At 62.7% G+C, this 23,595-nt stretch carries 27 protein-coding genes; 14 read left to right on the top strand and 13 right to left on the bottom strand.

Going from position 1 to position 23,595, the window contains the following annotated elements; all coding sequences use genetic code 11:
* Nucleotides 1-151: 151 nt before the first annotated feature.
* The 9 genes from P6U30_RS12575 to P6U30_RS12615 all read left to right on the top strand — a co-directional run bounded on the left by P6U30_RS12575 (nt 152) and on the right by P6U30_RS12615 (nt 8,241).
* Complete coding sequence (locus P6U30_RS12575) at nt 152-1,411, top strand: ABC transporter substrate-binding protein (protein WP_407169328.1); 1,260 nt, start codon at nt 152-154, stop codon at nt 1,409-1,411.
* Nucleotides 1,412-1,509: 98 nt separating this feature from the next.
* Entirely contained in the window at nt 1,510-2,412 is a 903-nt protein-coding gene (locus P6U30_RS12580; RefSeq protein WP_407169329.1) for a branched-chain amino acid ABC transporter permease, read from the top strand.
* Nucleotides 2,409-3,428, top strand: coding sequence for a branched-chain amino acid ABC transporter permease (locus P6U30_RS12585; RefSeq protein ID WP_407169330.1), 1,020 nt, complete (start codon nt 2,409-2,411; stop codon nt 3,426-3,428). The genes P6U30_RS12580 and P6U30_RS12585 overlap by 4 nt, the downstream gene beginning before the upstream one ends.
* Nucleotides 3,429-3,430: 2 nt before the next feature.
* The gene (locus tag P6U30_RS12590; RefSeq protein ID WP_407169331.1) at nt 3,431-4,189 is read left to right on the top strand and encodes an ABC transporter ATP-binding protein; all 759 of its coding nucleotides are present in this window, start codon (nt 3,431-3,433) and stop codon (nt 4,187-4,189) included.
* The gene (locus P6U30_RS12595; protein WP_407169332.1) at nt 4,186-4,902 is read left to right on the top strand and encodes an ABC transporter ATP-binding protein; all 717 of its coding nucleotides are present in this window, start codon (nt 4,186-4,188) and stop codon (nt 4,900-4,902) included. The genes P6U30_RS12590 and P6U30_RS12595 overlap by 4 nt, the downstream gene beginning before the upstream one ends.
* A gap of 27 nt (nt 4,903-4,929) precedes the next feature.
* Complete coding sequence (locus P6U30_RS12600; RefSeq protein ID WP_407169333.1) at nt 4,930-6,135, top strand: CaiB/BaiF CoA transferase family protein; 1,206 nt, start codon at nt 4,930-4,932, stop codon at nt 6,133-6,135.
* Between the two features lie 15 nt (nt 6,136-6,150).
* Nucleotides 6,151-6,927 carry an enoyl-CoA hydratase/isomerase family protein gene (locus tag P6U30_RS12605; RefSeq protein WP_407169334.1) on the top strand — a complete coding sequence of 259 codons (777 nt, stop codon included), beginning with the start codon at nt 6,151-6,153 and terminating at the stop codon, nt 6,925-6,927.
* Nucleotides 6,928-7,383, top strand: a complete 456-nt coding sequence (locus P6U30_RS12610) for a MaoC family dehydratase (RefSeq protein WP_407169335.1) — start codon at nt 6,928-6,930, stop codon at nt 7,381-7,383.
* 3 nt (nt 7,384-7,386) lie between these two features.
* Nucleotides 7,387-8,241, top strand: a complete 855-nt coding sequence (locus P6U30_RS12615) for an HpcH/HpaI aldolase/citrate lyase family protein (protein WP_407169336.1) — start codon at nt 7,387-7,389, stop codon at nt 8,239-8,241.
* Here P6U30_RS12615 and P6U30_RS12620 read toward each other — a convergent pair whose 3' ends face one another.
* The 8 genes from P6U30_RS12620 to P6U30_RS12655 form a co-directional block, all read right to left on the bottom strand.
* Complete coding sequence (locus P6U30_RS12620) at nt 8,242-9,456, bottom strand: CaiB/BaiF CoA transferase family protein (protein ID WP_407169337.1); 1,215 nt, start codon at nt 9,454-9,456, stop codon at nt 8,242-8,244.
* A gap of 20 nt (nt 9,457-9,476) precedes the next feature.
* On the bottom strand, nt 9,477-10,514 hold the full coding sequence (dctP, locus tag P6U30_RS12625) for a TRAP transporter substrate-binding protein DctP (protein WP_407169338.1): 1,038 nt from the start codon (nt 10,512-10,514) through the stop codon (nt 9,477-9,479).
* A gap of 26 nt (nt 10,515-10,540) precedes the next feature.
* Nucleotides 10,541-11,830 (bottom strand): TRAP transporter large permease, encoded by a 1,290-nt coding sequence (locus P6U30_RS12630; RefSeq protein ID WP_407169339.1) that lies wholly within the window; start codon nt 11,828-11,830, stop codon nt 10,541-10,543.
* Nucleotides 11,827-12,375, bottom strand: coding sequence for a TRAP transporter small permease (locus tag P6U30_RS12635; RefSeq protein WP_407169340.1), 549 nt, complete (start codon nt 12,373-12,375; stop codon nt 11,827-11,829). The genes P6U30_RS12630 and P6U30_RS12635 overlap by 4 nt, the downstream gene beginning before the upstream one ends.
* 25 nt (nt 12,376-12,400) lie before the next feature.
* Nucleotides 12,401-13,432, bottom strand: a complete 1,032-nt coding sequence (gene dctP, locus P6U30_RS12640; RefSeq protein ID WP_407169341.1) for a TRAP transporter substrate-binding protein DctP — start codon at nt 13,430-13,432, stop codon at nt 12,401-12,403.
* 359 nt (nt 13,433-13,791) lie between these two features.
* Complete coding sequence (locus P6U30_RS12645; RefSeq protein WP_407169342.1) at nt 13,792-14,946, bottom strand: OpgC domain-containing protein; 1,155 nt, start codon at nt 14,944-14,946, stop codon at nt 13,792-13,794.
* Nucleotides 14,947-15,116: 170 nt separating this feature from the next.
* The gene (locus P6U30_RS12650) at nt 15,117-15,392 is read right to left on the bottom strand and encodes a hypothetical protein (protein ID WP_407169343.1); all 276 of its coding nucleotides are present in this window, start codon (nt 15,390-15,392) and stop codon (nt 15,117-15,119) included.
* A gap of 155 nt (nt 15,393-15,547) precedes the next feature.
* Entirely contained in the window at nt 15,548-16,186 is a 639-nt protein-coding gene (locus P6U30_RS12655; protein ID WP_407169344.1) for a S24 family peptidase, read from the bottom strand.
* A gap of 126 nt (nt 16,187-16,312) precedes the next feature.
* Here P6U30_RS12655 and P6U30_RS12660 point away from each other — a divergent pair, with 126 nt between their 5' ends.
* From P6U30_RS12660 to P6U30_RS12675, 4 genes are all read left to right on the top strand, one after another.
* Nucleotides 16,313-16,873, top strand: a complete 561-nt coding sequence (locus P6U30_RS12660; RefSeq protein ID WP_407169345.1) for a GcrA family cell cycle regulator — start codon at nt 16,313-16,315, stop codon at nt 16,871-16,873.
* Between the two features lie 142 nt (nt 16,874-17,015).
* Nucleotides 17,016-17,585 (top strand): hypothetical protein, encoded by a 570-nt coding sequence (locus P6U30_RS12665; RefSeq protein ID WP_407169346.1) that lies wholly within the window; start codon nt 17,016-17,018, stop codon nt 17,583-17,585.
* Between the two features lie 296 nt (nt 17,586-17,881).
* A complete protein-coding gene (locus P6U30_RS12670; protein WP_407169347.1) occupies nt 17,882-18,304 on the top strand; it encodes a GFA family protein in 423 nt (140 codons plus the stop codon).
* Nucleotides 18,305-18,610: 306 nt separating this feature from the next.
* Nucleotides 18,611-19,873: a CaiB/BaiF CoA transferase family protein gene (locus P6U30_RS12675; RefSeq protein WP_407170441.1), complete on the top strand. Its 1,263-nt coding sequence runs from the start codon at nt 18,611-18,613 to the stop codon at nt 19,871-19,873.
* 173 nt (nt 19,874-20,046) lie between these two features.
* Here the strand turns inward: P6U30_RS12675 and P6U30_RS12680 are convergent, their stop codons facing one another.
* A complete protein-coding gene (locus P6U30_RS12680) occupies nt 20,047-20,232 on the bottom strand; it encodes a hypothetical protein (RefSeq protein ID WP_066512043.1) in 186 nt (61 codons plus the stop codon).
* Nucleotides 20,233-20,257: 25 nt separating this feature from the next.
* On the opposite strand from P6U30_RS12680, the gene P6U30_RS12685 reads away from it, so the two are divergent.
* Complete coding sequence (locus P6U30_RS12685; RefSeq protein ID WP_407169348.1) at nt 20,258-20,440, top strand: hypothetical protein; 183 nt, start codon at nt 20,258-20,260, stop codon at nt 20,438-20,440.
* A 22-nt stretch (nt 20,441-20,462) separates the two neighbouring features.
* Here the strand turns inward: P6U30_RS12685 and P6U30_RS12690 are convergent, their stop codons facing one another.
* From P6U30_RS12690 to P6U30_RS12705, 4 genes are all read right to left on the bottom strand, one after another.
* Nucleotides 20,463-20,783: a cupin domain-containing protein gene (locus P6U30_RS12690; RefSeq protein ID WP_407169349.1), complete on the bottom strand. Its 321-nt coding sequence runs from the start codon at nt 20,781-20,783 to the stop codon at nt 20,463-20,465.
* Nucleotides 20,780-21,466 carry a YqcI/YcgG family protein gene (locus P6U30_RS12695; protein WP_407170442.1) on the bottom strand — a complete coding sequence of 229 codons (687 nt, stop codon included), beginning with the start codon at nt 21,464-21,466 and terminating at the stop codon, nt 20,780-20,782. The genes P6U30_RS12690 and P6U30_RS12695 overlap by 4 nt, the downstream gene beginning before the upstream one ends.
* 94 nt (nt 21,467-21,560) lie before the next feature.
* Nucleotides 21,561-22,853 carry an MFS transporter gene (locus P6U30_RS12700; RefSeq protein WP_407169350.1) on the bottom strand — a complete coding sequence of 431 codons (1,293 nt, stop codon included), beginning with the start codon at nt 22,851-22,853 and terminating at the stop codon, nt 21,561-21,563.
* Nucleotides 22,853-23,587: a hypothetical protein gene (locus P6U30_RS12705; protein WP_407169351.1), complete on the bottom strand. Its 735-nt coding sequence runs from the start codon at nt 23,585-23,587 to the stop codon at nt 22,853-22,855. The genes P6U30_RS12700 and P6U30_RS12705 overlap by 1 nt, the downstream gene beginning before the upstream one ends.
* Nucleotides 23,588-23,595 lie beyond the last annotated feature (8 nt).

The following is a 23,595-nucleotide window of genomic DNA, read 5'->3' on the forward strand; positions in this document are numbered from 1 at the left end:
ATTTCCGGCCGGTTTCTTCCCTAGATGAATTATGACTCGTAATTCATCTTTGGCTTGACGTCACCCCCCTTGCTCTGAAAACATCGTAGACACGGAGGCGAAACGATCTCCGGCAGGGATTTGGGAACGCACACCCGACAGGGAGGGGAAAATGAAGAGAACCCGTAAGCCGGGCGTCAGCCGGCGCGCGACTCTCGCGCTGATGGGTGCCGGTGCGGCGACCTTGGCTGCGCCATGGGTGGCGCGCGCACAGGCCAAGACGATCAAGATCGGCATGCCGACCATCCTGTCGGGCCGGGTTGCGCAGCTTGGGACCTCCTCCCGCAACGCCGTGCTGCTCGAGGTCGAGAAGGTCAATGCAGCGGGCGGTCTTGCTGGCCGGCCGATCGAGATGGTGATCCGCGATTCCAAGGGACAACCGCAGGAAGCGGCGCGCATCGCCCGCGAGCTCGTCAACACCGACGGCTGCGAGATGTTGCTCGACGGCGAGGCGTCATCGGGATCGTTCGCGGTTCACGAGGTGGCGCGCGATCTCGGCGTGCTCTGCATCCACACCTGCTCGGAAGCCTCGTCGCTGACGGCCGATCCCAAGCAGCACATCCCGAATGCATTCCGTTGTGTCCGCCAAGGCATTCACGACTCGATCGTCGGCGCCAGCTATGCGGCTGGCATCGCAAAGGCCAAGGGCCTGAAGAAGTGGGCAACCTGCTCGCCCGATTATGCCTATGGCCGCGACACCACCGGCGAGTTCGTGCTCTATCTGAAGAAGTTCGCTCCCGACGTCGAGATCATCAGCGAATCCTGGCCGAAGCTGTTCCAGCCCGACTACACCGATGTGATCACGAAGATCCTGCAAGCCAAGCCGCAGGCGCTCTATTCCTGCCTATGGGGCGGCGATCTCACCTCCTACATCGACCAGGCCAACATCTACGCCATGTTCACCCAGATGGAGGTGTTCGCGGTCAATATGGCCGACTACACCGCGCTCACCGTGGTGAAGAACCTGCCCAAGGGCATTCACTCCGGCGACCGCTACATCAAGACGTTCCCTGCGACGCCGGAGAATGCAGCCTGGGGCGATGCCTACAAGGCGAAGTACAAGGAGTATCCGACCAACTGGTCCTGGCAGAACGCCACGGCGGTCATGTTCCTCAACGAGGCCGTCAAGAAGGCGGGTTCGACCGACGGCAAGAAGGTCGCGGAAGCGCTGACCGGATTGACCATCAAGTGCCCGTTCGGCGCCGACGGCACCGTCACCATGCGCGCGGACGACCACACGCTGGTCGGCTACGCGATCGGGTGGGGCACCACGATCCCGCAGGAGCCCTACGTGCCCGATGTGAAAGCCGGCGACTGGAAGACGATCTTCGAACTCGAAGCCGAATGGAAGAAGAGCAAGGGTTACACCTGATCCGCATGCCAGGCGGGGGCAGCGATCTGCTGTCTCCGCGGGCCATCTGATGCTTGTCGCGCGCCGGCGTTGCGGCCCGCCGTAATGGATGACTTTCCGTGGACCTCGACGCGCTCGCCAGTTGTTTCGCCAGTCCCGCCTGCCTGGTGACCCAAACCACCAGTGGCCTGATCATCGGTATGCTGCTGTTTCTGGTTGCCGTCGGGCTGACCCTGATCTTCGGCGTGCTCAAGGTGGTCAATTTCAGCCACGGCGCATTCTATATGTTCGGCGCCTATTTCGCGATGACCGCCTATCAGCTCACCGGCAGCTTTGCGCTGGCGATGCTGTGCGGCGCCGGGGGCGCGGCGATCCTTGGCCTGATCTTCGAGCGCGCCTTCATGAGCCGGGTCTATGGCGCCGACGTCCTGATGCAGCTCCTGGTTTGCTACGCCTTCGTGCTGATCTTCGATGACGTCGTCCGCATGATCTGGGGGCCGGAATTCAAGTCGATGGGGATGCCGGCGGCATTCCAGGTCGCGCCACTGTTCATCGCAGGCGGCGTGGTGCCGCCCTATTATCTGCTGCTGATCGGCGTGGCGTTGGCCGCTGCCGTGATCCTCGGGCTCGGGCTGGCACGGACCAGGATCGGCAAGGTGATCCGCGCAGCCGCGCATAATCCGGGCATGGTGTCCGCGCTCGGCATCAACACCGGGCTGATCTACGGCGGCGTGTTCGCGCTTGGCGGCATGCTGGCGGGGCTGGCCGGCGCGCTTGCGGCGCCAGTGCGCTCGCTGACGCCGGGCATGGGTTTCTCGGTGCTGATCGAGTCGTTCATCGTCACCGTGATCGGCGGCATGGGCTCGATCCTCGGCGCGCTGATCGGCGCGCTCCTGATCGGCCTGATCCGCTCGTTCGGATCGCTCGGCTTTCCGCTGTTCACCGAGGGGCTGATGTATCTGTTCATGGTGATCGTGCTGGTGTCGCGCCCGACCGGCCTGTTCGGCAAGGAGGCGGCATGAGCGAATTGCAGGCCGGCGAGGGCGCACAGGTGCTCAAGGCGCCCCGTATCGATGCCAGGCCGCAGCGCTTTCGCGATCTCTTGATCGTGTTTGCGGCCTTCGTCGTGCTGACGCTGCTGCCGACGATCTTCGGCAGCAAGCAACTGCTCGACTTCGTGATCCGCTGCGCGGCCTATGGACTGTTTGCGACCTCGCTCAATCTTCTGGTCGGCTACACGGGGATGATCTCGTTCGGTCACGGCATGTTCTTCGGCCTCGGCGCTTATGGCTTCGGCCTGATGATGCAGAAGACGGGCGTATCGATTCCGGTGGCCTTTGTCGCAACCCTGGCGATCACCTTCATTGTGGCCGCGGTGATCGGCGCCATCTGTGTGCGGTTGAAGGAAATCTACTTCGCCTTCGTCACGCTGGCGTTCCAGATGCTGATCCACTCCACCATCCTGTCGTGGCAGTCCCTGACCGGTGGCGACCAGGGTCTGCGCGGCGGCATTCCGCGGCCGCCATTTTTAGGCATCGACCTGTCGCACCCACTGCATCTTTACATCGCGAGCTGCGCGCTGCTGGTGATCGGTCTGCTGCTGATGCGGCAGATCGCGCAGTCGCCGTTCGGCTACACGCTCCGCATGATCCGCGACAACCCGACGCGGGCGAGCTTCATCGGCATCAATGTCTGGCGGGCGAAGCTCACGATCTTCGTGCTTGCGGCGCTGTTCGCATCGGTCGGCGGCATGATCATGGCGCTGTTCGTCTCCGGCGCCTATCCCGAGTTCGCCTACTGGACGATCTCGGGCGAGGGCATCTTCATCAACATGCTCGGCGGCGTGACCACGTTCCTTGGACCGATGGTGGGGACGGTGCTGCTGCTGATCCTCAACGACACCGTGACCCGCCTGACCGAATATCACGGCATCGTACTCGGCATCGTGATCCTCTTCTTCGCCATCGGACTGCGGAAGGGGCTGATGGACTTCGTCGTGGAATGGTTCGCACAACGTCGCGAGGGAGCAAACGGCTAGCCATGCTGGAGATCCGGTCCCTCTCGAAATCCTTCGGCGGCGTCAAGGCAACAGACAACGTCTCGCTAGACTTTGCCGACGGGTCGCTCACTGCCGTGATCGGTCCCAACGGAGCCGGCAAAAGCACGTTCTTCAACCTGATTACCGGCGCCTTGCGGCCGGACGCTGGCCAGATCCTGCTCAACGGTGTCGATATGGCGGGCAAGACGCCGCCCGAGATCGTGCGTCACGGCGTCGGCCGCGCCTTCCAGGTTGCGAGCATCTTCCCGTCGCTGACAGTGGAGGAGACGATGCTATCAGCGGTCTGCGCCGACCAGCGCCGGGCCGGCGTGATGCATCGTCGTTTTCCGCTGGCCGAAACGCGGGACCGCGCCGAGCACGCCATGGAGCTGCTCGGCCTTGCCAACAAGCGCAACAGGACCGCGGCCACGTTGTCGCACGGCGACCAGAAGCTGCTCGATATCGCGCTCGCGTTGGTGCTCGAGCCGAAGGTGCTGCTGCTGGACGAGCCGACCGCGGGGATGGGCACCGAAGAGCGATGGCGCATGATCGACAAGGTGCGCGAGCTTTGGGAGACGCAGAAGATCACGGTCGTGTTCATCGAACACGACATGGATATCGTGTTCAAGATCGCGCCTGAAATCGTCGTGCTGTGCTATGGCCGGATCCTGGCGACCGGCACGCCTGACGCGATCCGCAGGAACGATGCAGTCATCGAAGCCTATCTCGGCAGTGAAGACCATGCAGGAGCTGTCGCATGAGTGCGCAGCCGGTGGTGCAAGTCGAGGACCTCGACGTCTACTACGGCACCAGCCAGATTCTGTTCGGCGTCGGCCTGTCGGTGCGGCGAGGCGAGACCATGGCGCTGCTGGGGCGCAACGGTGCCGGCAAGTCGACCACGATGAAGGCCATCATGGGCTTGGCACCTGCGCGCCGCGGCACGGTGACCCTGCGCGGCAACGTGGTGTCCGGGATGAGGCCGCATCGCATCGCGCGCGCCGGGCTCGGCTTCGTGCCGGAAGACCGGCAGATCTTCCCGGAGCACACGGTCGAGGACAACCTCGTCATCGGCGCGAAGAAGGGGCCGAACGGCGAGGACGAATGGTCGATCCGCCGGGTCTATGATGTGTTTCCGCTGCTGGAGCCGTTGCGCCACCGGATCGCCGGCCGGCTGTCCGGCGGCGAGCAGCAAATGCTGGCGATCGCCCGCACGCTGATGGGCAATCCGGCGCTCTTGTTGCTGGACGAGCCTAGCGAGGGGCTGGCGCCGATCATCGTGCAGCGAATCGGCGATCTGTTGCGGCAGCTCCGCGGCACTGGTGCCACGGTATTGATCGCCGAGCAGAACATGCATTTTTGCCTTGGCCTTGCGAGCCACGCGACGGTTATCGACAAGGGCCAGATCGTCTACACATCCTCCATCGAAGAGCTCAGGGCCAACGACAACATTCGGCAGCGCTATCTGGCGCTGTAAGGCCCTGCGCAAGCCGAGGGAGGACAGATGGCGGGCGAACGTAAGCTGACGCCGACGCACGAGGCGCCCTATCGGGGGGTGAAGGTGCTCGATTTCGGGCAGGGCATTGCGTCGCCCTACTGCGCGATGCTGCTCGGGGTGTATGGCGCCGATGTCATCAAGGTCGAGCCGCCCGAGGGCGACTGGTCGCGCTATCTTGGGACGACGTACGGCAATCATACCACGCTGTCGGCGGTCTATAACCGCGGCAAGCGCAGCCTGTGCCTCGACATGAAACACAAGGACGGAATTGCGATCGCGCGGCGCCTGGCGCGCGAGGCCGACGTTCTGATCGAGGGATTCCGGCCCGGCGTCGCCGAACGGCTCGGGCTTGGCTATGAGAACCTGTCGAAGGACAATGCCGGCCTGGTCTATCTGTCGGTGAGCGGCTTCGGGCAGAGCGGGCCCTACGCGAAGCGGCCCGGTTCGGATTCGGTCGCGCAGGCGTTCTCCGGGCTGGTCTCGGTCAACATCGGAACCGATGGCGTGCCGCATCGGGTCGGCACCACGATCTCCGACGTCGTCACCGGCGTCTATGCTTTCCAGGCCATCGCGACGACGCTGTTCGCGCGCGCGACCGTCGGCACCGGGCGCTGGATCGACGTCAATCTCTGCCAATCGACGGCGGCGCTGCTTGGACACAAGGTGGCGGAGTTCATCCTCGAGGGCGGCGCACCTCGCGCGCTCAATGTGCCGGCCGGCACCTACCAGACTCAGGACGGCTGGATGATGGTGACGCTGGTGAACGAGCCGCAATACAAGCGCCTGTGCGGTGCGATCGGCCGCGAGGATCTCGCGACCGATCCGCGTTTCGCCGATTTCGCCCGGCGGGCCGATTCCGCCGACGCGCTGATCCCTCAGTTGCGCGAGGTGTTCCTGGCCCAGCCGACGGACGCTTGGCTGACGCGGCTGCATACCGCCGATATCATCGCCGAGCGGATCCTCGATCCCGGCGAATGGCTGCGCAATGCCCATGTCGAGGCGACCAAGGCATCCGTCTGCCAGGATACGCCGGGCGTCGGCCCGGTCTACTCGCCGCGGACACCAGGGATCGCGAGCCTGTCCGAGGACCTGCTGTGTCCGGCGCCGGATGTCGGACAGGACAGCCGCGCTGTCCTCGCCGAGGCCGGCTTTGCGCCGGCCGAGATTGACGGGCTGGTCGAGTCCGGCGCGGTACGGCAGGCGAAGCGATAACGAAGGCAATCATTCATGAGCACAGATCTCGTAAGTTACTCGGTCAAGGACCACATCGCCGAAATCATGCTGGACCGCGGGCCGGTCAATGCACTCAGCCTGCCCTTGATCGATGCGCTGCTGGCCGCGCTGGCCAAGGCGCGCGACGATGAGGCGGTTCGCGCCGTCATCATCGGCAGCGCTCACAAGGTGTTCTGCGCAGGCCTCGATCTCGACATCGTCAGAGGCAAGCCCCCGGTCGAGACCAAGAAGTTTCTTGAGCGGCTCTATTTCGCGCTGAACGATACGCAGTACCGCATGGGCAAGCCGACGATTGCGGCGGTCGACGGCGCTGTGCGCGCCGGCGGCATGACGATCGCGATCTCCTGCGACATGATCATCGCCGGCGATGCCTCGACCTTCGGCTATCCCGAGATCGATGTCGGCCTGATCCCCGCGATCCACTTCGTGCAGTTGCCGCGCCTGGTGGGGAAGCACCAGGCCTTCGCGCCCTTGTTCCTTGGCGAGCCCTTTGATGCGGCCACTGCCTATCGCATGGGCCTGCTCAGCGAAGTCGTGCCGAAAGGTACCGCGCTCGATCGCGCCCGTGAGATTGCGCGCAAGCTCGCGACCAAATCGCCGATCGTGATGAAGATCGGGCGCGACACCTTCATGCGCGCAGTCGATGCTGATTTCCGCCGCTCGGTCGAGAACACGGCGGAAAGCTTCGTCGTGGTCGCGTCGACCGAGGATTGCCAGGAAGGACTGAATGCGTTCGTCGAAAAACGGACGCCCAACTACAAGGGACGCTAAATGGCCGGATTGTATTTTGAAGAGTTCGAGGTCGGGCAGGAGTTCCATCACGAGTTCAGCCGGACCGTGACCGAGATGGACAACACCATGTTCAGCTTGCTGACCATGAACCCGCAGCCGTTGCACCTCGATGCACATTTCGCCGAGAAGACCGAATTTGGGCAGCGGCTGTTCAACAGCCTCTACACGCTCGGCATCATGATCGGCATGAGCGTCTACGACACGACGCTGGGAACCACGGTCGGCAATCTCGGCATGACCGACGTCAAATTTCCCAAGCCCGTCTTCCACGGCGACACGCTGAAGTCGCACACCAAGATCATCGGCAAGCGCGCCAGCAAGTCGCGGCCGACCCAGGGCATCGTCGAATTCGAGCACACCATGACCAATCAGCGTGGCGAGGTGGTGGCAAGCTGCCGCCGCACCGGGCTGATGCATTGCAAACCGAAGGCCTGAGCGATGCGATCGTTCCTGTTCGTTCCCGGCGACAGCACCCGGAAATATGAGAGCGCCAAGAAGACAGCGGCCGACGCGCTGATTCTCGACCTCGAGGATTCCATCGCACCTGACCAGAAGGTCGCGGCGCGCGGCATCACCCGAAAGATGCTGGACGAGCGCAATCCGGGCCAGAAGCTCTACATCCGCGTCAACGCGCTCGACACCGACATGACGCTCGGCGATCTCGCTGCCGTGATGCCGGGCAGGCCTGACGGCATCGTGTTGCCGAAATGCGCCGGCGCCGCCGACGTCAACAAGCTCGCGCTCTATCTCGATGCGTTCGAGGCGGCCTCGGGCATCGAGCAAGGAACGACGCGGATCGTGACGGTCGCGACCGAGACGGCGCGGGCCGTGCTCAAGATCCTCGACTTCGAGAACATGAGCCCGCGGCTATGGGGCATGATGTGGGGTGCGGAAGACCTCGCGGCTTCACTCGGCGCGTCGCGCAACCGCACCGACGGCCGCTATCACTCGCCCTTCATCCTGGCGCGCGACCTCTGCCTGATCGGGGCAGCGGCAGCCGGGGTGGTCGCCATCGACACGATCGCGACCGACATCAACGATCTCGACGCGCTGAAGGCCGAGGCGATCGCCGCGCGGCAGGACGGCTTCCTGGCCAAGGCGGTGATCCATCCCAAGCATGTCGACATCGTCAACGCGGCCTTCATGCCGACGGACGAGGAGGTCGAATGGTCGAAACGGGTGATCGCCGCGTTTGCCGGCAATCCGTCCGGTGTCGTCAAGATGGACGGCAAGATGCTAGACAAGCCGCATCTTCGTGCCGCCGAGAAAATCCTGGCGTCGCGCGGACAATAGTCAGGAAGTTGGCTCGATCAACGCGCCGCTCTCGATGAGAGCGGCGATCTCCGGCTCCGCGAGCCCTGCCTCGCGCAGGATTTCCCGGCCGTGCTCGCCGAGCCCCGGCGGATGGCTCCGGATCGACGGCGGCGTCTTGCTCCAGCTCGCGGCGGGGCCGGCGACCCGCAGGGTCCCCTCCGTCGGGTGCTCGATGGTCTGGATCAGCCCGACTGCCGCCAGATGCGGATCGTCGATCAGGCTGTCGAGGTCGTGCAGCGGCGCATGCGGAATATCCGCCTCTTCGAAGAAGCGCAGCCATTCGGCCGTCGTGCGGGTCTTCATCATCTGCGAGAACCAGTCGTAGACAAAGTCGTAGTTGCGGGTTCGCGCCAAGATGCTGTTGAGCCTGGGATCGCGATCGGCCTCATCGGCAAGCCCGATCTTGGCGAAGAACGCGTTCCACCGCTTGTCGGAATAGACCAGCGCGCAGATATAGCCGTCGCTGGTCTGATAGGGGCGGCGGTCGGGGGACAGCAGCCGGGAATAGCCCGGAGGCCCGACCGGCGGCTCGAAGCTGCGGCCGGCCATGTGATCCCCGAGCACGAATTGCGCCATGCTCTCGAACATCGGGATTTCGATGGCCTGGCCTTCGCCGGTCCGCTCACGGTGAAACAGCGCCGCGAGGATCGCGTGCACGGCGTTCAGGCCGACGATGCGATCGGCCATGGTCGCCGGCGAGTAGCGCGGCTCGCCGGTGATCCTGCCGGTGAGTGCGGGCAGGGCCGTCAAGCCCTGGATCAGGTCGTCATAGGCAGGCCGTCCAGCATAGGGGCCGGTCTCGCCGAAGCCATGCAAACTGGCATAAACAAGCCGCGGATTGACCGCGAGCAGATCGTCGGCCGCGAGCTTCAGCCGTGCCATCGCCGCGGGGCGGACATTGTGCACAAACACGTCGGCCGCCGCGGCAAGACGCAGCAGGGTTGCACGACCGCCGGCGGTCTTGAGGTCGAGCACGATCGAGCGCTTGTTGCGGTTGCCCTGCAGGTACATCGCGCCCATCCGCGGATGGCGCATCGGGGCTGCATGGCGCATGACGTCGCCATCGGGGCTCTCGACCTTGATCACGTCGGCACCGTAGTCGCCGAGGATCATGGTCGCGTAGGGACCCATCATCACGCTGGTGAGGTCGATGATCCTGACGCCGGCGAGCGGGCCCGCCGGTGCCGATTGCATCTCTTTGGTCGGCGTCCCGCTCAATGGGTTGCGGCCAGGGCTTCGGTGAAGGCCTTGAAGACATCGGTGCCCGGCTTGCCGCGCTTGTCGACGTCCTTTACCCAATCCTGCGCGACCGACTTGAAGGCGGTATCGAACACCTTCTTGTCGTCGGCGCTGAAGTTGATGACCTTCATGCCTTGCGACTTGATCTTGTCGGCCGCGGCCTTCTCGCCATCCTCGAACCGCTTGCAGGCTTCGCGCGTGGTCTGCTCGCCGGCCTCGACCAACGCCTTGCGCACGTTCTCCGGCAGCGACTTGAACTTCGTCTCGCCCATCGAATAGGTGAAGATCGCGGTGCCGAAGTTCAGTCCCTCGGTGCCCGACTTGAGGATCTTGCCGAAATCGTAGGACGCGGAGCTCTGGTAGGAAAAAATCAGTCCGTCGAGCGTACCGCGCGTCAGCGATTCATAGATCTCGGGCGCCGCCATCCGCACCGGCACGCCGCCGATCGAGCGCATCATCAGATCCATCGCGCCGCCGGTGGTGCGGATCTTCAGACCTTCGAGGTCCTTTGCGGTCTTCACATCGCGGCCGGTCGCAAGCTGGACCTGGTAGGCCGGCAGCGCGAGCGTCACCAGCGGGCGGAGCTGGTTGGGGACAAATTCCTTGGTCTCCAGGATGCCGCCGTTGTGCGAGATCTTGTAGAAGGCAAGCGAGCCCTGGCATTCGTTGTCGAAGATGCCGGGAAGCTCAGCGACCGCGGTCAGCGGAAATTTGTCGGACGAATAGGACGGCACGATGTAGGAGACGTCGGCGACGCCGAGCGCGGTGAGCTGGGCCATGTCCTTGGCCTTGCCGAGCTGCTCCGCGGGGAAGTGCTGGAATGTGACCTGGCCGTTGGTGAGCTTGGTGACGAGCTCGGAAAACGGCTTGCCGACGAGCTCGTGGATGACATGGCCGGACGGCAGGCTGTCGGCGAGGCGCAGCGTGATCTTCTCCTGGGCTCGGCCGGATCCGGCTGTGACCGCGAGCAATGCCGCGGCGAGCGCGAGCGACATCCTTGGATGGGCGGACATTACGTTTCTCTCCCTCGTTGCTTTTGTCAGTAGCCCATTTTCATCGGAAGCCAGAGGATGATCATCGGCCAGATCACGAGGATCGCGATCGCAATCAGATGGGCTACGAAATGCGGAAATACGCCGTGGAAGACCTCGGCCACTGGGCGTCCGGAATAGCGGGCCACCACGAAGCAATTGAGGCCCACCGGAGGAGTGATCATGCCGACCTCGGCGGTCACGATCTTGATGACACCGAACCACAGGGGATCGTAGCCAAGCGACTTGATCAGCGGCAGCACAATCGGAACGGTCAGCACCAGGATCGCGATCTGGTCCATGAACGAGCCGAGCACGATGTAGCCGCACAGAATGATGGTCAGGATCAACCACGGGGGCACGGGCAGGCCGCCCACCCAACTGACCAGATTTTGCGTCACCTGCGTCAGCGTGAAGAAGTAACCGAAGATCGAGGCACCGAACAGGATCATGGCGATCATGCATGTGCCGTGAGCCGAACGGAGCAGTGCGCTGCGGAGTGTCTTGCGGTTGATCCTGCCTTTCCAGCAGGCGAGCGCGAATGCGCCGAGTGCGCCGAGCGCAGATGCTTCGGTCGGCGTGGCGACGCCGGTATAGATGACGCCGGTAACCATCCCGAACAACAGCAGCATGGGTCCCACGACGCGCAGCATCCGAAGCTTTTCCGAGAGTGACACGGAAGGAGCCGACGGAGCACGTGCAGGATCTTGCCAGGCCAGGAACCAGACGGTGGCCATGATCGTGAAGGTGACGAGAATCCCGGGGATGACGCCACCAATCAAGAGCGCACCGATATTCACCTCGGCGAGCAGGCCGTAGATCACCAGCGCCACCGATGGCGGGATCAGCATGGCGAGCGTGCCGGAAATCGCCACGACGCCCGCTGCCATCCTCGGCTCATAGCCCTGCTTCAACATAGCTGGCAAGCTGGTGGAGGAAAGCGTGGCGGCGGATGCGGTGCTTGTGCCGCAGATCGCGCCGAACCCGGCGCCGGCCAGTGCCGTCGCCATGCCGAGACCGCCCGGAATTCGTCCGACCCACGCCGCGGTCGCCTTGAACAGGTCGTCGGCGATGCCGCTGACGAGCACGAATTCCGCCATCAGCAGGAACATCGGGATAGTGATCAGCTCGTACGAGGTGACCGCCGAGAGCGGAGCGGTCTGCAGAATTCCCGTCAGGATCGGCATGCCGCCGATCATGTACAGGCCGAGCACGCCGGATCCTGCCATCGCGAAGCCGACCGGAGTGCCGATCGCAAGCAGAACGAACAGCACCAGCATCACCAGGATCGGCGTCATTCGAACGTCTCTCCGGCGGTATGCGAGGCGGGCAGTGCGATCACGCTGCGCCCGGTCGTGAGCGAGACAACGTGAGCGACGAGATGCAGTGCGAGGCGGATCGTAATCAGTCCTGCTCCGAATGGCACCAGTCCGATCGATGGCCACATCGGCCAGGGTATCGCGCCGGCCATCACGTCGGCGGACTTGAAGCTATCGACGGCGCGCAGGAAGCCGAGGTAGGCGATCAGCGAGAATATGGCGATGCCGACGATGCAAGTCACGATCTCGGAGACGCGGATCATCGCCGGCGAGAATTTCTGCTGCAGGATGTCCACACTGACATGCGCATGGTTGGCGTAGGCCTCCGACAGCACCAGGAAAAAGATCCCGGCCATCAGATAGAGCGAGATCAGGTCATAGGCCCATGAGAATGGCTTGTTGAAGACGTAACGCATGATGACATCGCCGAACACGATCATCATGATCGCGAACATGAATGTGGCAGCAATGGTCGAGGCGATCTTCTCGATGGCACCGAGCGCCCGTAACAATCCGTCAATCAAAATTTCGTCCCCGTGGCTCTGGGTTTCATTTTGCCGGAGTGGCCGCAACTGCGGCGTCGAATTCCTTTACTGCGTCGCTGCCGTGCTTGCCGCGTGCGTCGAGCCCATCGGCCCAAGCCTTGGCCACGCCCTTGGTCAGGTCCTTGAGCTTTGCGACGACGTCAGGCCGCAGGGTGTCGAACTGGACGCCCGCCACTGCCATCGACTTCATGGTCTCGCTGTCTTGCTTCTGCACTTCCCTGCAGGCCGAAGGCAGGATCTCCTCGGCGGCATCGATCATCGCCTTCTGAATCTCCGGCGACAGCTTCTTCCAGGCGTTCTCGCTGATCGAATAGGCCACCACGAAGCTCGCGAAGCCAAAGCCATCGGTGGAATGCTTCACGAGCTTGTCGGCGCCATAGGCGACGACGCTCTCAAGTGGAAACAAGAGACCATCCATCGTGCCGCGTGACAGCGACTCGTAGGCGTCGGGCGCTGCCATGCGCACCGGCACCGCGCCGATCGCGCGCAAGGTGAGGTCCTGCGCGCCACCGGTCGATCGCAGCTTCAATCCATTGATATCGGCGACGTCCTTCACCGGCTGCTTCACGGTCAGGATACGATAGGGTGGCAGACTGACCGCGAGCAGCAGGCGTATGCCATTTGCGGTATAATCCTGCTGTGCGATCACGCCGCTCCGCGCGGTCTTCCAATAGGCAAGCGTGCCCTGGCACGAATGCTCGAATGCACCGGGGAGCATCGCAACTTCCGAGACCGGCATCTTGTCGGAGACATAGGTGGGGGCGACATAGCCGATGTCGGCGACGCCGGTTTGCGTCAGCTTGAGCATGTCCGCGGCCTTGCCGAGCTGCTGGGCAGGATAGTGCTCAAACGTGACGGCGTTGTTCGTGCGCTTCTGGACCTCGGCCATCCAGGGCTCGAGCACAAGGCGGACGAGATAGTGCCCCTTCGGAAACGAGTCGGCCACGCGCAGCTTGATCGGCTCTGCCGCCGCCGCAAGATTGACCGATGCGATGAGGAAGCCGTAACCGGCCAGCGCCCGCCGAAGCCTGCCCATATTTCCTGCCCCTGAGGATCCTTGTTGTTTTGAGCAGGTGCGCACAAACGAAATTGCACGTCAAGCAGGGCTCGGCTGAGCACGTCTAGTCGGACAACCGGAAGGAGCGCGGGCGGCCATGCGTCGCGGGTCCCGTCGCCACGATTTGGCGTGGATCCGCGATCGGCTGCAAGTGCTTCAAGCCGTCGCAGGGCGGCGACCTCGGCCGGATGTCGGTACTCGATGCCGGCCACGATCCGCACGCCGGCGGGGCTGGACGAGCTCGAGCGTCGAGGTCTCGAGCGTGGTCCAGTCACGATGTGGGCTGCCGGCGGCGTGACGCGGCCATCATCAAGCACGTCTGAGCGCGAGATCAGCAATCAGGACGGTGCGCCGACCGCCGATTTGTAGTCCTGATGCTTCGACCAGGAGACGTAGTAGGCCACCCCCGTCATGGCCGCGATGCCGGCGACGCTGACGAGGACCTGCATTGCCAACGCGTTCGGGCCGGTAATCAAGATGAAGTGCGCGGCAAAAGAGAGGAACACACCCGAACAGAACACAGCCAGCCATTCCTCGCCGCACTTGATAATGGGCTGCAGGATGACCGACCGAAGGTGTATCCACCCGCGCGGCACCAACAGGGTGAACAGGAACGCAAGCGCCAGGAAGTGGAGGATACGGTACGGCTCAACGCTTTCCTTGTCGTCCGGCAGGAAGACATCGGCGAACGAGACGGGGATCAGCTCGGCGAGTATCGGGATATTGCCGCTGGCGACGATGGTCAGCGCGAACAGCAGATACAGCAGCGCAGCGGCACGCAACGCAGGCACGGCCTGCATTGCGCGGATGACGCGCGCGTAGCGCTTGCTTATGAGGCCGAACCAACCTCCCATCACGAACAAGAACTGCCAGCAGAATGGATTGAAGTACCAGCGACCGTCCGGGTACGCCGCCAAATTCCAGTCAAGCGTATGCGCCGCTACATAGAGTGCGGCAGACGCGGCGAGCGTCAAGTTTGGCAACCAAAGCAACCCGACGATGATGATGGGCAGGGACGCCATCAAGGCGATGACGAGCTGCAGGACATCGAGATTGAGCGGCTTGGCCTGCAAGAACAGACCGTAGATCAGAGTCCGGATCGGGTGATCGATGAATCCGGTGATGTTGAATTCACTGATGATCTCGGGCGCTGCCGTCCGGCTGGCGGCATAACTGATCAATTCGACGTAGAATACGAACAAAACGATGTAGGCAGCATAAAGCTGCCACACGCGCTTGAAGATGCGGGTTGCGGCCACCAGGAACCCGCGTTCCCGGGCCATCCCCGCATAGATCAGGGTCGCAGCGTAGCCGCCCACGAAGACGAACAGGTCGGTCGCGCCGCTAAAGCCAAAGTTGCGCAGGGTCAGCATGCCGACCGCGTTATGAGGGATGTGGTCCAGGAACAGAAACCAGTTGGCGATGCCGAGCAGCAGCGCGATCCTAAGATCGCCATTGCGTGCCGCGATCTCGGCGTTTGTTGTCGGATTCATTGAAAGCAGACGTCTACCGGCCCGAGAATCGAATCGCTACCCTAGCGGGAAGCTCCGCACAGTCCGAATAGACTTTGCGTGAACCATATCTAATCTGCATTCGGTTCCGGCCAAGTAGCCGAACCCGAAGAAAATCACATTCTCGAAATTGTCACTTGAATGATACGCCGTCAGACCGGCTCGTGCTTGTGCAGGTCGCGAGCATGATCGAAGGTATTGGCCTGCAAGTCTGCCTCGGTCAAGCCGACCTCGGGCAGGGCGGCCTCGGCGAGGATATCGTCCGTGACGTCTTCAACCGAGGATGCCGCGATTTCATGGATGAAGCTGATGTTCGCGTATTCACCCGAGGCGACCCGCGCGACGACCTCGCGACGTGTCATCTCGGGATCGACGATGGCCTCTCGTCCGCGGCGGCCATAGTCGATCATCACGACGAAATACTGCATGTTCGAAGTTCGATGCCTTGACTGTCATCGGACATTATTTCCGATGATCCGAACGAAGTCAAGAAAAATTACGATAATCGGAAATTGGTGCGGCGGCGAGGCCGCCTGATATCGGCCTCGCATGAATCAGGCTGGCGGGGTTGGCGAACTCAGTCCTATTTCTCGGAGGAGCGTCCGCCGGATGACCGGCCGGCTTTGCGGCCCTTGGATGCCGTCTTGCCCCGCATCCTCGCGATCTGGCCGCGCGGCAGCGTGACGCAGATCTCGCCGATCCATTCGAGCTTCACCCCGTTGATCGGCTTGGCATTGAAGCTGGTCAGATTGACAACGCCGGACGAGTTGCCGCGTTCGACCGTCTTGAGATAGCGCTCACCGGTCTTCAGCCGGACCGCGGCCTCTTCTCCGTAGAAGCTCGACAGCGGATAACGCTGCTCGCGATAGACCACGATGACGTCGCCGTTCTCGTATTTCGGCAGCATGGAATCGCCCGACACCTCAAAGGCGATGGTCTCCTCCGCGAGCGGGAACGGAAGTTCGACCTCGCCGAGACCTTCGGGCGGCACCTGCTCGTAGTCCGGCTCGATCGAGGCCCCGGCGCCGATCCGGCCCATGATCGGCACCGAGTTCAACTCGAGATACTCGACGATCAGAGGGATCTCCGCCGCCTTGATCAGCCGTATTCCCGAGAGAATTTCGGATACGGCGCCAGCCCGCACGCCCATCGCGCGGGCAAGGCCGCCCTTTGACTTCCCCGTCCTCTCCAGTCCCCGTTCGATCAGTTTCACGTCCAGCATGGCTCATCCTTTCCGAATCCCTGCATCCTCATACAGTTACGATAATCAGAATTCAAGCTTGACTTTTTCTTCCGAATATCGGAAATTAATGGCGGCGCCGCCGAATGACAGAAATGGGAATTTGGAATGGAAATCACGAACTGGCTGCCGGAGCATTCGGCGGCGCTGCGGGACCTTCGTGCCCGCGGCATGTCCTATTCGGAGATCGCAGACACAATCAATAAAAGGTTTCATACGGCCTATACGCGATATGCGGCCCTCAGCCGGGGCCAGCGCATGGGGTTGGGAGGCCTTGAGCGACCCGAACCGTCGCTCTCACATCGGCGTGACCGGCCCGAGTCGACCGTACCGGTGCGGCCGCGTATCGAAGTTGCGCACGAGATTCGCCGGGAGCCGAAGGCCGACGCGTTTCACTGGCCGAAATCCTTCTCGGGAGAAGTGCAGACGCCGCAACTTCGTTGCGTCGAGATCACGCCGCGCCATCTTTCGCTGGTCGAACTCGAGCGCGGGGACTGCCGATATCCCTATGGGGGAGACCGCGACGATGAGCCGATCACGTTTTGCGGCCATCCCCGTCGCCAGGGCTCAAGCTACTGCACGCCGCATTTCCACCTGAGCCGGGATCCCGAGGCGTCGGCCGCGCCGGTGTTAAGCACCGCCTGGCTCCGCGTCGTCGGGGTGACCTGAGGCAATTCACCTTCTGACCACGGGACGTCGATCCGCGATCACGATCGCGGGCAGTTCACCCCTGACCGCAGGATTCCGATCCGCGATCACGCTCGCGCGGAGGTGTCCGCGCGCCCTTCATCGGACGATATGGAGATCATCAATGCCCCGAGCCAGACGCCGGAAACCGTATGATCCGGCGAGCGCGCATGACCGCCATTCTCACGACCTGCCCTACAATGCCGAGGTGGCGACGGTTGAAGTCGACGATCCGTTCGCGCTCCAACACGGCGATAAGATTGTCGCGTTGCGCTCGGTCCGCAACGACCCGATCGGCCGGCTGCATGCGCACCGCCAGATCGACGATTCGCAGTATCGGGGAGGCCGCGCCTTCCAGGGCGATTGGGAGAAGGCTGAGCGCGGGCCGCATGCGGTCGATACAACACGCGAGTATGTCGACGGCGGTGAGCGGCGCGAGCCGATCACGGAGGGCCAACGTCAGGCGGTCCTGCGGCTGCAGCGTGCCGAGCATGAGCTCGGGGCCGACGGTTCGATGCTGGTCCACGAAGTCCTGATCCTCGGCATGACGATGGAGCAGGTGGGACAAAAGCGCGGGCTGCGCACTCAGCGTTGGCAGGACTATTTCGCGCGACGTCTCAAGGAATGCCTCGACCGCCTGGCATTGATCTATGGCTTTGCGACGCCGAGTCGGGAGCCCGCGAAGCATACTTGAAGACGTGGCGGCAAGCTCGGGCACTCTTTGCTGCTCCTTTCTTCGGCGCGGCAAAAAGTTCTCCAGCAAAGATCATAACCGGAGCGGCCACCCTGTGACGGAACCAGCGTAAGATTCATCACATTCGAGCGCGGCAACGTGCCGTACCTCACACTTCCCATGCGTTGATACATCCGGCTCCATTGTGTCGAAGGCGGTCGACAGCGGATCGGACTCTCATGTAACGTTCCCAATCACAGCAGGATAGGTCTGGCGGGAAGGTTGACGTGATCAAATCACCCAAGGAGAACTGACTGATGAAGCATACTGGAAATTGCTTTTGCGGCGCTGTCGAGCTGCAGGTCACCGGCGAGCCGGAAGCGATGGGCTACTGCCACTGTCGCTCGTGCCGTTCCTGGTCCGGCGGTCCGGTGAATGCGTTCAGCCTTTGGAAGCCTCAGGCGGTTGAGGTCACGAAAGGAGCTGATCAGATCGCGACGTTCGAGAAGACCCCGATGAGCCAGCGCAAGTATTGCAGCAAATGCGGTGGTCACTTGATGACCAACCATCCGACGCTTGGGCTTGTCGACGTTTTCAGCGCTACGATCCCGACACTCAAGTTCACCCCCGGCGTTCATGTCAATTATGCCGAGGCGGTGCTGCCGATGCGCGACGGTCTGCCGAAGTTGAAGGATTTTCCGGCCGAGTTCGGCGGCTCCGGCGAGATGGTTGCCGAGTAATTTGACGGCCATCTGATGAACAGAACGGCGTGGCGCCGACCGGCGCCACGCCGTGATGTATGGGTTTGCCGCTGTCCAGCACCTTTGAAGCCGACACCGGACCGGTTTCTCTTGAAATCCGGCGCGAGCATGCCGTCCTCGTCCGCGTGCGACCTTGTGGCCGGCGATAGCCATGTCGGGTGAATGTCCCGCCCTGCAAAATCCGGGTTTGGTCTTGCCGCCCCGCTTCCGCTAAAAGGCGGTCACGCCGCCGTCGGTGGCGGCTATCGAATTTCGTCTGACAAAATAACGAGGAAACCCCCGACCATGACCGCCAGACCAGAATTGCCAGAGCGCATGCCGCGCGGAGAAGGCGTCCCGACGGCGCTAGACGGTCTGCTGGTCGTCGACTTCACCCGCGTCGTGGCCGGGCCCGCCTGTACCCAGACGCTCGCCGACTTCGGAGCCGAAGTCATCAAGATCGAAAATCCGGACGGCGGCGACGACACGCGCGCCTACGAGCACGCTGAAATCGGCGGCGAGAGCGCTGCATTTCTCAGCCTCAATCGTAACAAGCGCGGCATCGCCCTCGATTTCAACAACCCGGCCGCGCTGGAGGTGGTGCGCGAGTTGATCGCCAAGGCCGACGTCGTGGTGGAGAATTTCTCCGGCGGCGTGATGAAGAAGTTCGGTCTCGACTATGCTTCGGTGGCGCCGACCAATCCGCGCCTGATCTACTGCTCTATCTCGGCGTATGGTCGCAAGGGCGATTTCGCACTGCGCCCCGGCTTCGACCCGATTACGCAGGCCGAAAGCGGGTTCATGTCGCTCAACGGCTTTCCGGATGGCGAACCGGTTCGCACCGGCCCGCCGATCGTCGACATGGCTACGGGCATGTCGGCCTGCAATGCTATTTTGCTCGCCCTGATCGCGCGCGATCGGCTGGGCCGTGGTCAGCAGGTCGAGGTCGCCCTGATCGACACCGCGGTGGCGATGACAGGCTTCTACGGCATGGCCTATCTGATCAATGGCAACAATCCCGGCCGTTTCGGAAACTCTCCGAACGGTTCGCCGACGGTCGGCGTCTACCAGGCGTCCGATGGCCCGCTCTACATGGCTTGCGCCAATGACCGGCTGTATCGCCGGCTCGTCACTGAGGTGCTTGAGCGCCCGGATCTCATCACCGATCCGGAATTTGCTCACCGCAAGGCCCGGACCGCCAACAGAGAGAAGCTGCGCGCCATCATAGCCAGCGTGTTCGCAAGTGACACGCTGGAGAACTGGATGGAGAAGATGAAGAAGGCCAATATTCCGGTCGGCTATCTGCGAACGGTCGAGGAGGGGTTCAATGCGCCCGAGGTGCGCGATCGCCATCGCCTCAGCAAGATTCCTCACCCGACTGCCGGCTCAGTTCCAAACATCGAATCTAACGTCGGCATGAGCCTGACGCCGGCGGTCGCCCCCGTTGCCGCCCCGTTGCTTGGTCAGCATACCAGAGACGTCCTGCGCAAAACGCTTGGCTACGACGACCGGCGCATCGCGGCGTTGACCGAGGCGGGGGCCTTCGGCAAGGCAGGCAACACCGGTTAGCGCCCGCCGTGCACGGAAAAGCAGGTGCATGGCCGCCATTCGTATGGCGACCTAGTCACGGACGAGCGGGGGGGGGGGGCGCTCGCCCCAAAGCTCAAGCCGATATCATTTCATGTCGCGAGCCGGCCGGCGCACGCCGATAGCAAGGCGCCGACATCGGGCCGGTTCGCTCCTCAGTTCGGCTTGCTGCGCAGGTTGTTCCTTGGCATACTTTCAACTTCTTCGAGCTCCGCCCGATCAATTTCAAGGCGAGCCATCCGGAGTATCAAAGTTGCCGTCGTCAGGCCGAGACGCTCGGCCTCCTGCGCTGCGGTTTCGACCTTCTGGGCCAAGCCTTCACGTTTACCTGGGTATGCCATTCGTGATCCTCACTTACGGTGCGAGATGAAAAATCCCACTTATGTTGCAGAGCTGCAGAAGAAGCTCGGAGCTCCATCGAGCGAAACAGTAGAAAGTCTGCGACTGTTGAAGGCCTTCCTTCGACTTGCGCCCGACCAGCGTTGCGAGATCATCGAGCTGGTCGAGCGGTTGGCGGATGAACCGCCGGGTGATCCCTCATTGTCTTGAGGGTCTCTTTTTCCCCTGCATGTCAGTTGCTGATCGGCTTGGCCGGCGGCTGCGTCGCGATCACGTAGACCGCACCACCTTCGAGCGCCTCGGATTGATGGCGGGTCCCGGCCGGCAAGAAGATCGTGTCCCCGGCGGTTACGACGCGCTCGCCGCCGTCCCAGGTGAAGTTCAGTCGCCCCCGAACGATCATCAGGATTTCATCGACCGGATGGGTATGGAAGTGGTGCACCTTGCCGGCCGCGTCGTGTTGCAGTTCCACCGAGCCCTGCGCAGGAAGCAGGTTCAATATCTCGGGATCGATGGAAAATTCGGTCTTCGCGCCTGCGATGATCTGGGTCATGCCGCCTGCTCCTTGTCCGCGATGGGTCGAGTCTTGTTCTGCGCGAGCTTGGCAAACGGGCAGCCAGAGCTCGCGTTGTTGTCGTCGTGCAGGAAATACTGCAGATATTCGCGTCCGTCGGTTGCGCCGTAGCGACCGAGCAGCGGCGAGGGGCTCGCGCTGTCGTATGGAATGAGACGTTTGCGCACCTCGCCGAATGCAGCGTTGGCTGCCTTTTCGGTCCCAAGGATCTTTTCGAACACCCAGCGCGGCTGGAAGGTGAGCATGAACGCGCTGGATCGGCGGCTCTGCCGCATCACATGCGCAGGCGTGGTGCACACCACGAAGATCGGCTCGCCGGCGAACGAGAACTCCCACATCGGGTGGTCGATCTGTTCCGGGATGTCGGTCGGCCACGGACTTTTGTCCAGGCGTGCGAGCTGGTCGAGCGTCATCCACATCTTGCGGTAATACGCGTCGAGCGTCTGCACCGGCCGAGGCCGCGTGAATACGATCAACGAGGTATTCGGGCCGAACGAGCGGGCCTCAGAAACATATTGCGCGAGTTGCTCGCCGAGGACGGCGACGTCGTATGGATCGAGGAAGAGGTAGCGCAATTGATCCTGGCGATGTCCTGCTACCCCGAAAACGCAAGGGAACGGCCTCGCCTCGCTGCTCATCTGCGCTTCGAATTCCGAGAACATCACGCTTTGCCAGCTACTCACTGGAAAGTTTGCGGATACTTCGCCTTTTCTTAAAAACAAGCGCTCCATAACACCCCCTTCACTCACAACGAGACTAACGAGTTATCAGCTTGCTCCTCATCAGTAGCGGCCCGGCAACGCCCGGCAGCGACATGAGAAGCAGAATGGCAATCAAGGCCCCGTAGCCGGCATCACCGATCGCCGTTGCCTTGTGCACAGCGTCGGTTCCGGACACGTGGCTCGCGGCGAGCATGGCGAAGCCGATCACCGGCTGCGACGTGCCGGCAAAGATCCCGGCAGCGGTGGTGTTCACGGAAGCGCCGACGCCGATGAGATCGGCGGTGTAAAGTTTCTTGACGCATTTCAGCACGAGCGGGACGGTACCGCCGGCGACGAGGCCCAGTGCCGTGAAGATGACGGTGACATAGACGAAGCCGACTGTGCGGGCGATCGGCGGCAAGAGCATCGCGATCAGCAGCATGCGCAACAGGCAAATGCGGATCAGCGCGCGGTCGAGCGTCGCCGCGGCGCGATCGGCGGCGTGGCCCAGGAAGATCGAACCAACGGCATTGCCGATCATGAAGGCGAGCAGCGGCGTTCCGGCGGTCGTCGGGGAGATGTTGAAGAAATGCGCCACCATCGGGATGCCCCAGACGCCGGAGAGCGTCGTCACCACCGCGAAGTGCGAAGCAAACGTCATTGCGCAACCCCAGTTGGCAATGTGTGACAACGATTGCCGCGCAGCCCTGACAACGCCCTTCAGCGTCTTGTTGCTGTGCGAGACCGGATCAGGCTTGAGCGCAAGCTTGGCAAAAGCAAGGTTGGCAAGGCCGATGCAGGCAATGAACAGGAAGCAGGCGCGCCAGCCGAAGCCCGAAACCGCCGCCGCGAGCGGCGTGGTCGCGATCACGCCCCCGACATAGCCGGAAACCTGCGAAATCCCGGACATCACGCCGAACCGCTCGTCGGAAAAGCTTTGCGCGACGAGCTTCAGGAGTGCAGTGAAGACCAGCGCATCGCCGCAGGCGACGATCAGGCGCGCGGCAAAGACGTCCAGCAGGTTCGGCGCCAGAGCGAACGCGGCACTGCCGAGCGACGACGCAACCATGCTGGTCAGCACGACGCGCTTGACGCCGTACCGGTCGACCAGAAGGCCTGCCGGAATTTGCATCAATGTGTAGCCCCAGAAGTAGCTGGAGGCCAGCATCGCAACACCGGCGGCGTCGGTGTTGAAATCGTGCATGAAACTCAGGCTGATCGATTGCGGCGAGACGCGCTGCAGGAAGGCGATGGCATAGGCGATCGCCACCGCCGCCCAGGCCAGGTAGGCGCGGTCAGTCAGGCGCGACGTCGGGGCGTATACGGCTTGCTGATCGAGTACCGACATCAGATCCTCGCGTAACCGACTGAAAAAACGGCATCCGCCGAATTCGGAATCTTCCGCGACATCGCCGCGTCGACGAGCGATGCAATGCCGCGATAGGCTTGGCGATGATGCTTGATATGGTCGTAGGCGCCGCGCATGATCATGTCGGGCAGCTCAAGAAGTTTGCCCGGATAGATTGACGCGCACATCTCGACACAGGCCGCCTGCAATGCAGGATCGTGCGCGTTGTCGAGCAGCGATGGCGTCACTTTCTCGCAAATCTTGGCGTTGGCCGCCCAAACGATGGGATTACGGGTGCGCCAGCCGTAGAGCACGTTGCCGTTGGCCCTTTCGGCGGCACCCGAACATTTCAGAACTTCAGCGGTGAAGAAGCCGTACAGACCGCGGCCCTGGTGAGCCGGAAGCACTTCGGTGCCGCTGCGGTAGATCCCGGGCCCGGCCGATAGTTGCAAAATGCGATAGACCGAAAAGGCAACGAGGCCAGAGCCGTCGTAGACCAGAATGAGACTGTACTTCCGGTCGAACGGAGAGGAGGTTGCGGTCCAGTGCGGCTCGCTGGCCTGCCAATTGACGGCGATGATGCCGTTCATCGCGTCCATGAGCGACTGACGGTCGCAGGCTTCGATCCGGGAGGCGTCGGGTAGGCTGTAGATCGCGTAATCCGGCCACGGCGATTTGATCGCCCGGTATCGGCTGCCCAGATTTCGCGACATGGCAGAACTCCCGTATTCCATCGCGAGCT

The sequence above is a fragment of the Bradyrhizobium sp. ORS 111 genome (assembly GCF_045571485.1).
In the GTDB taxonomy this organism is placed as follows: Bacteria; Pseudomonadota; Alphaproteobacteria; order Rhizobiales; family Xanthobacteraceae; genus Bradyrhizobium.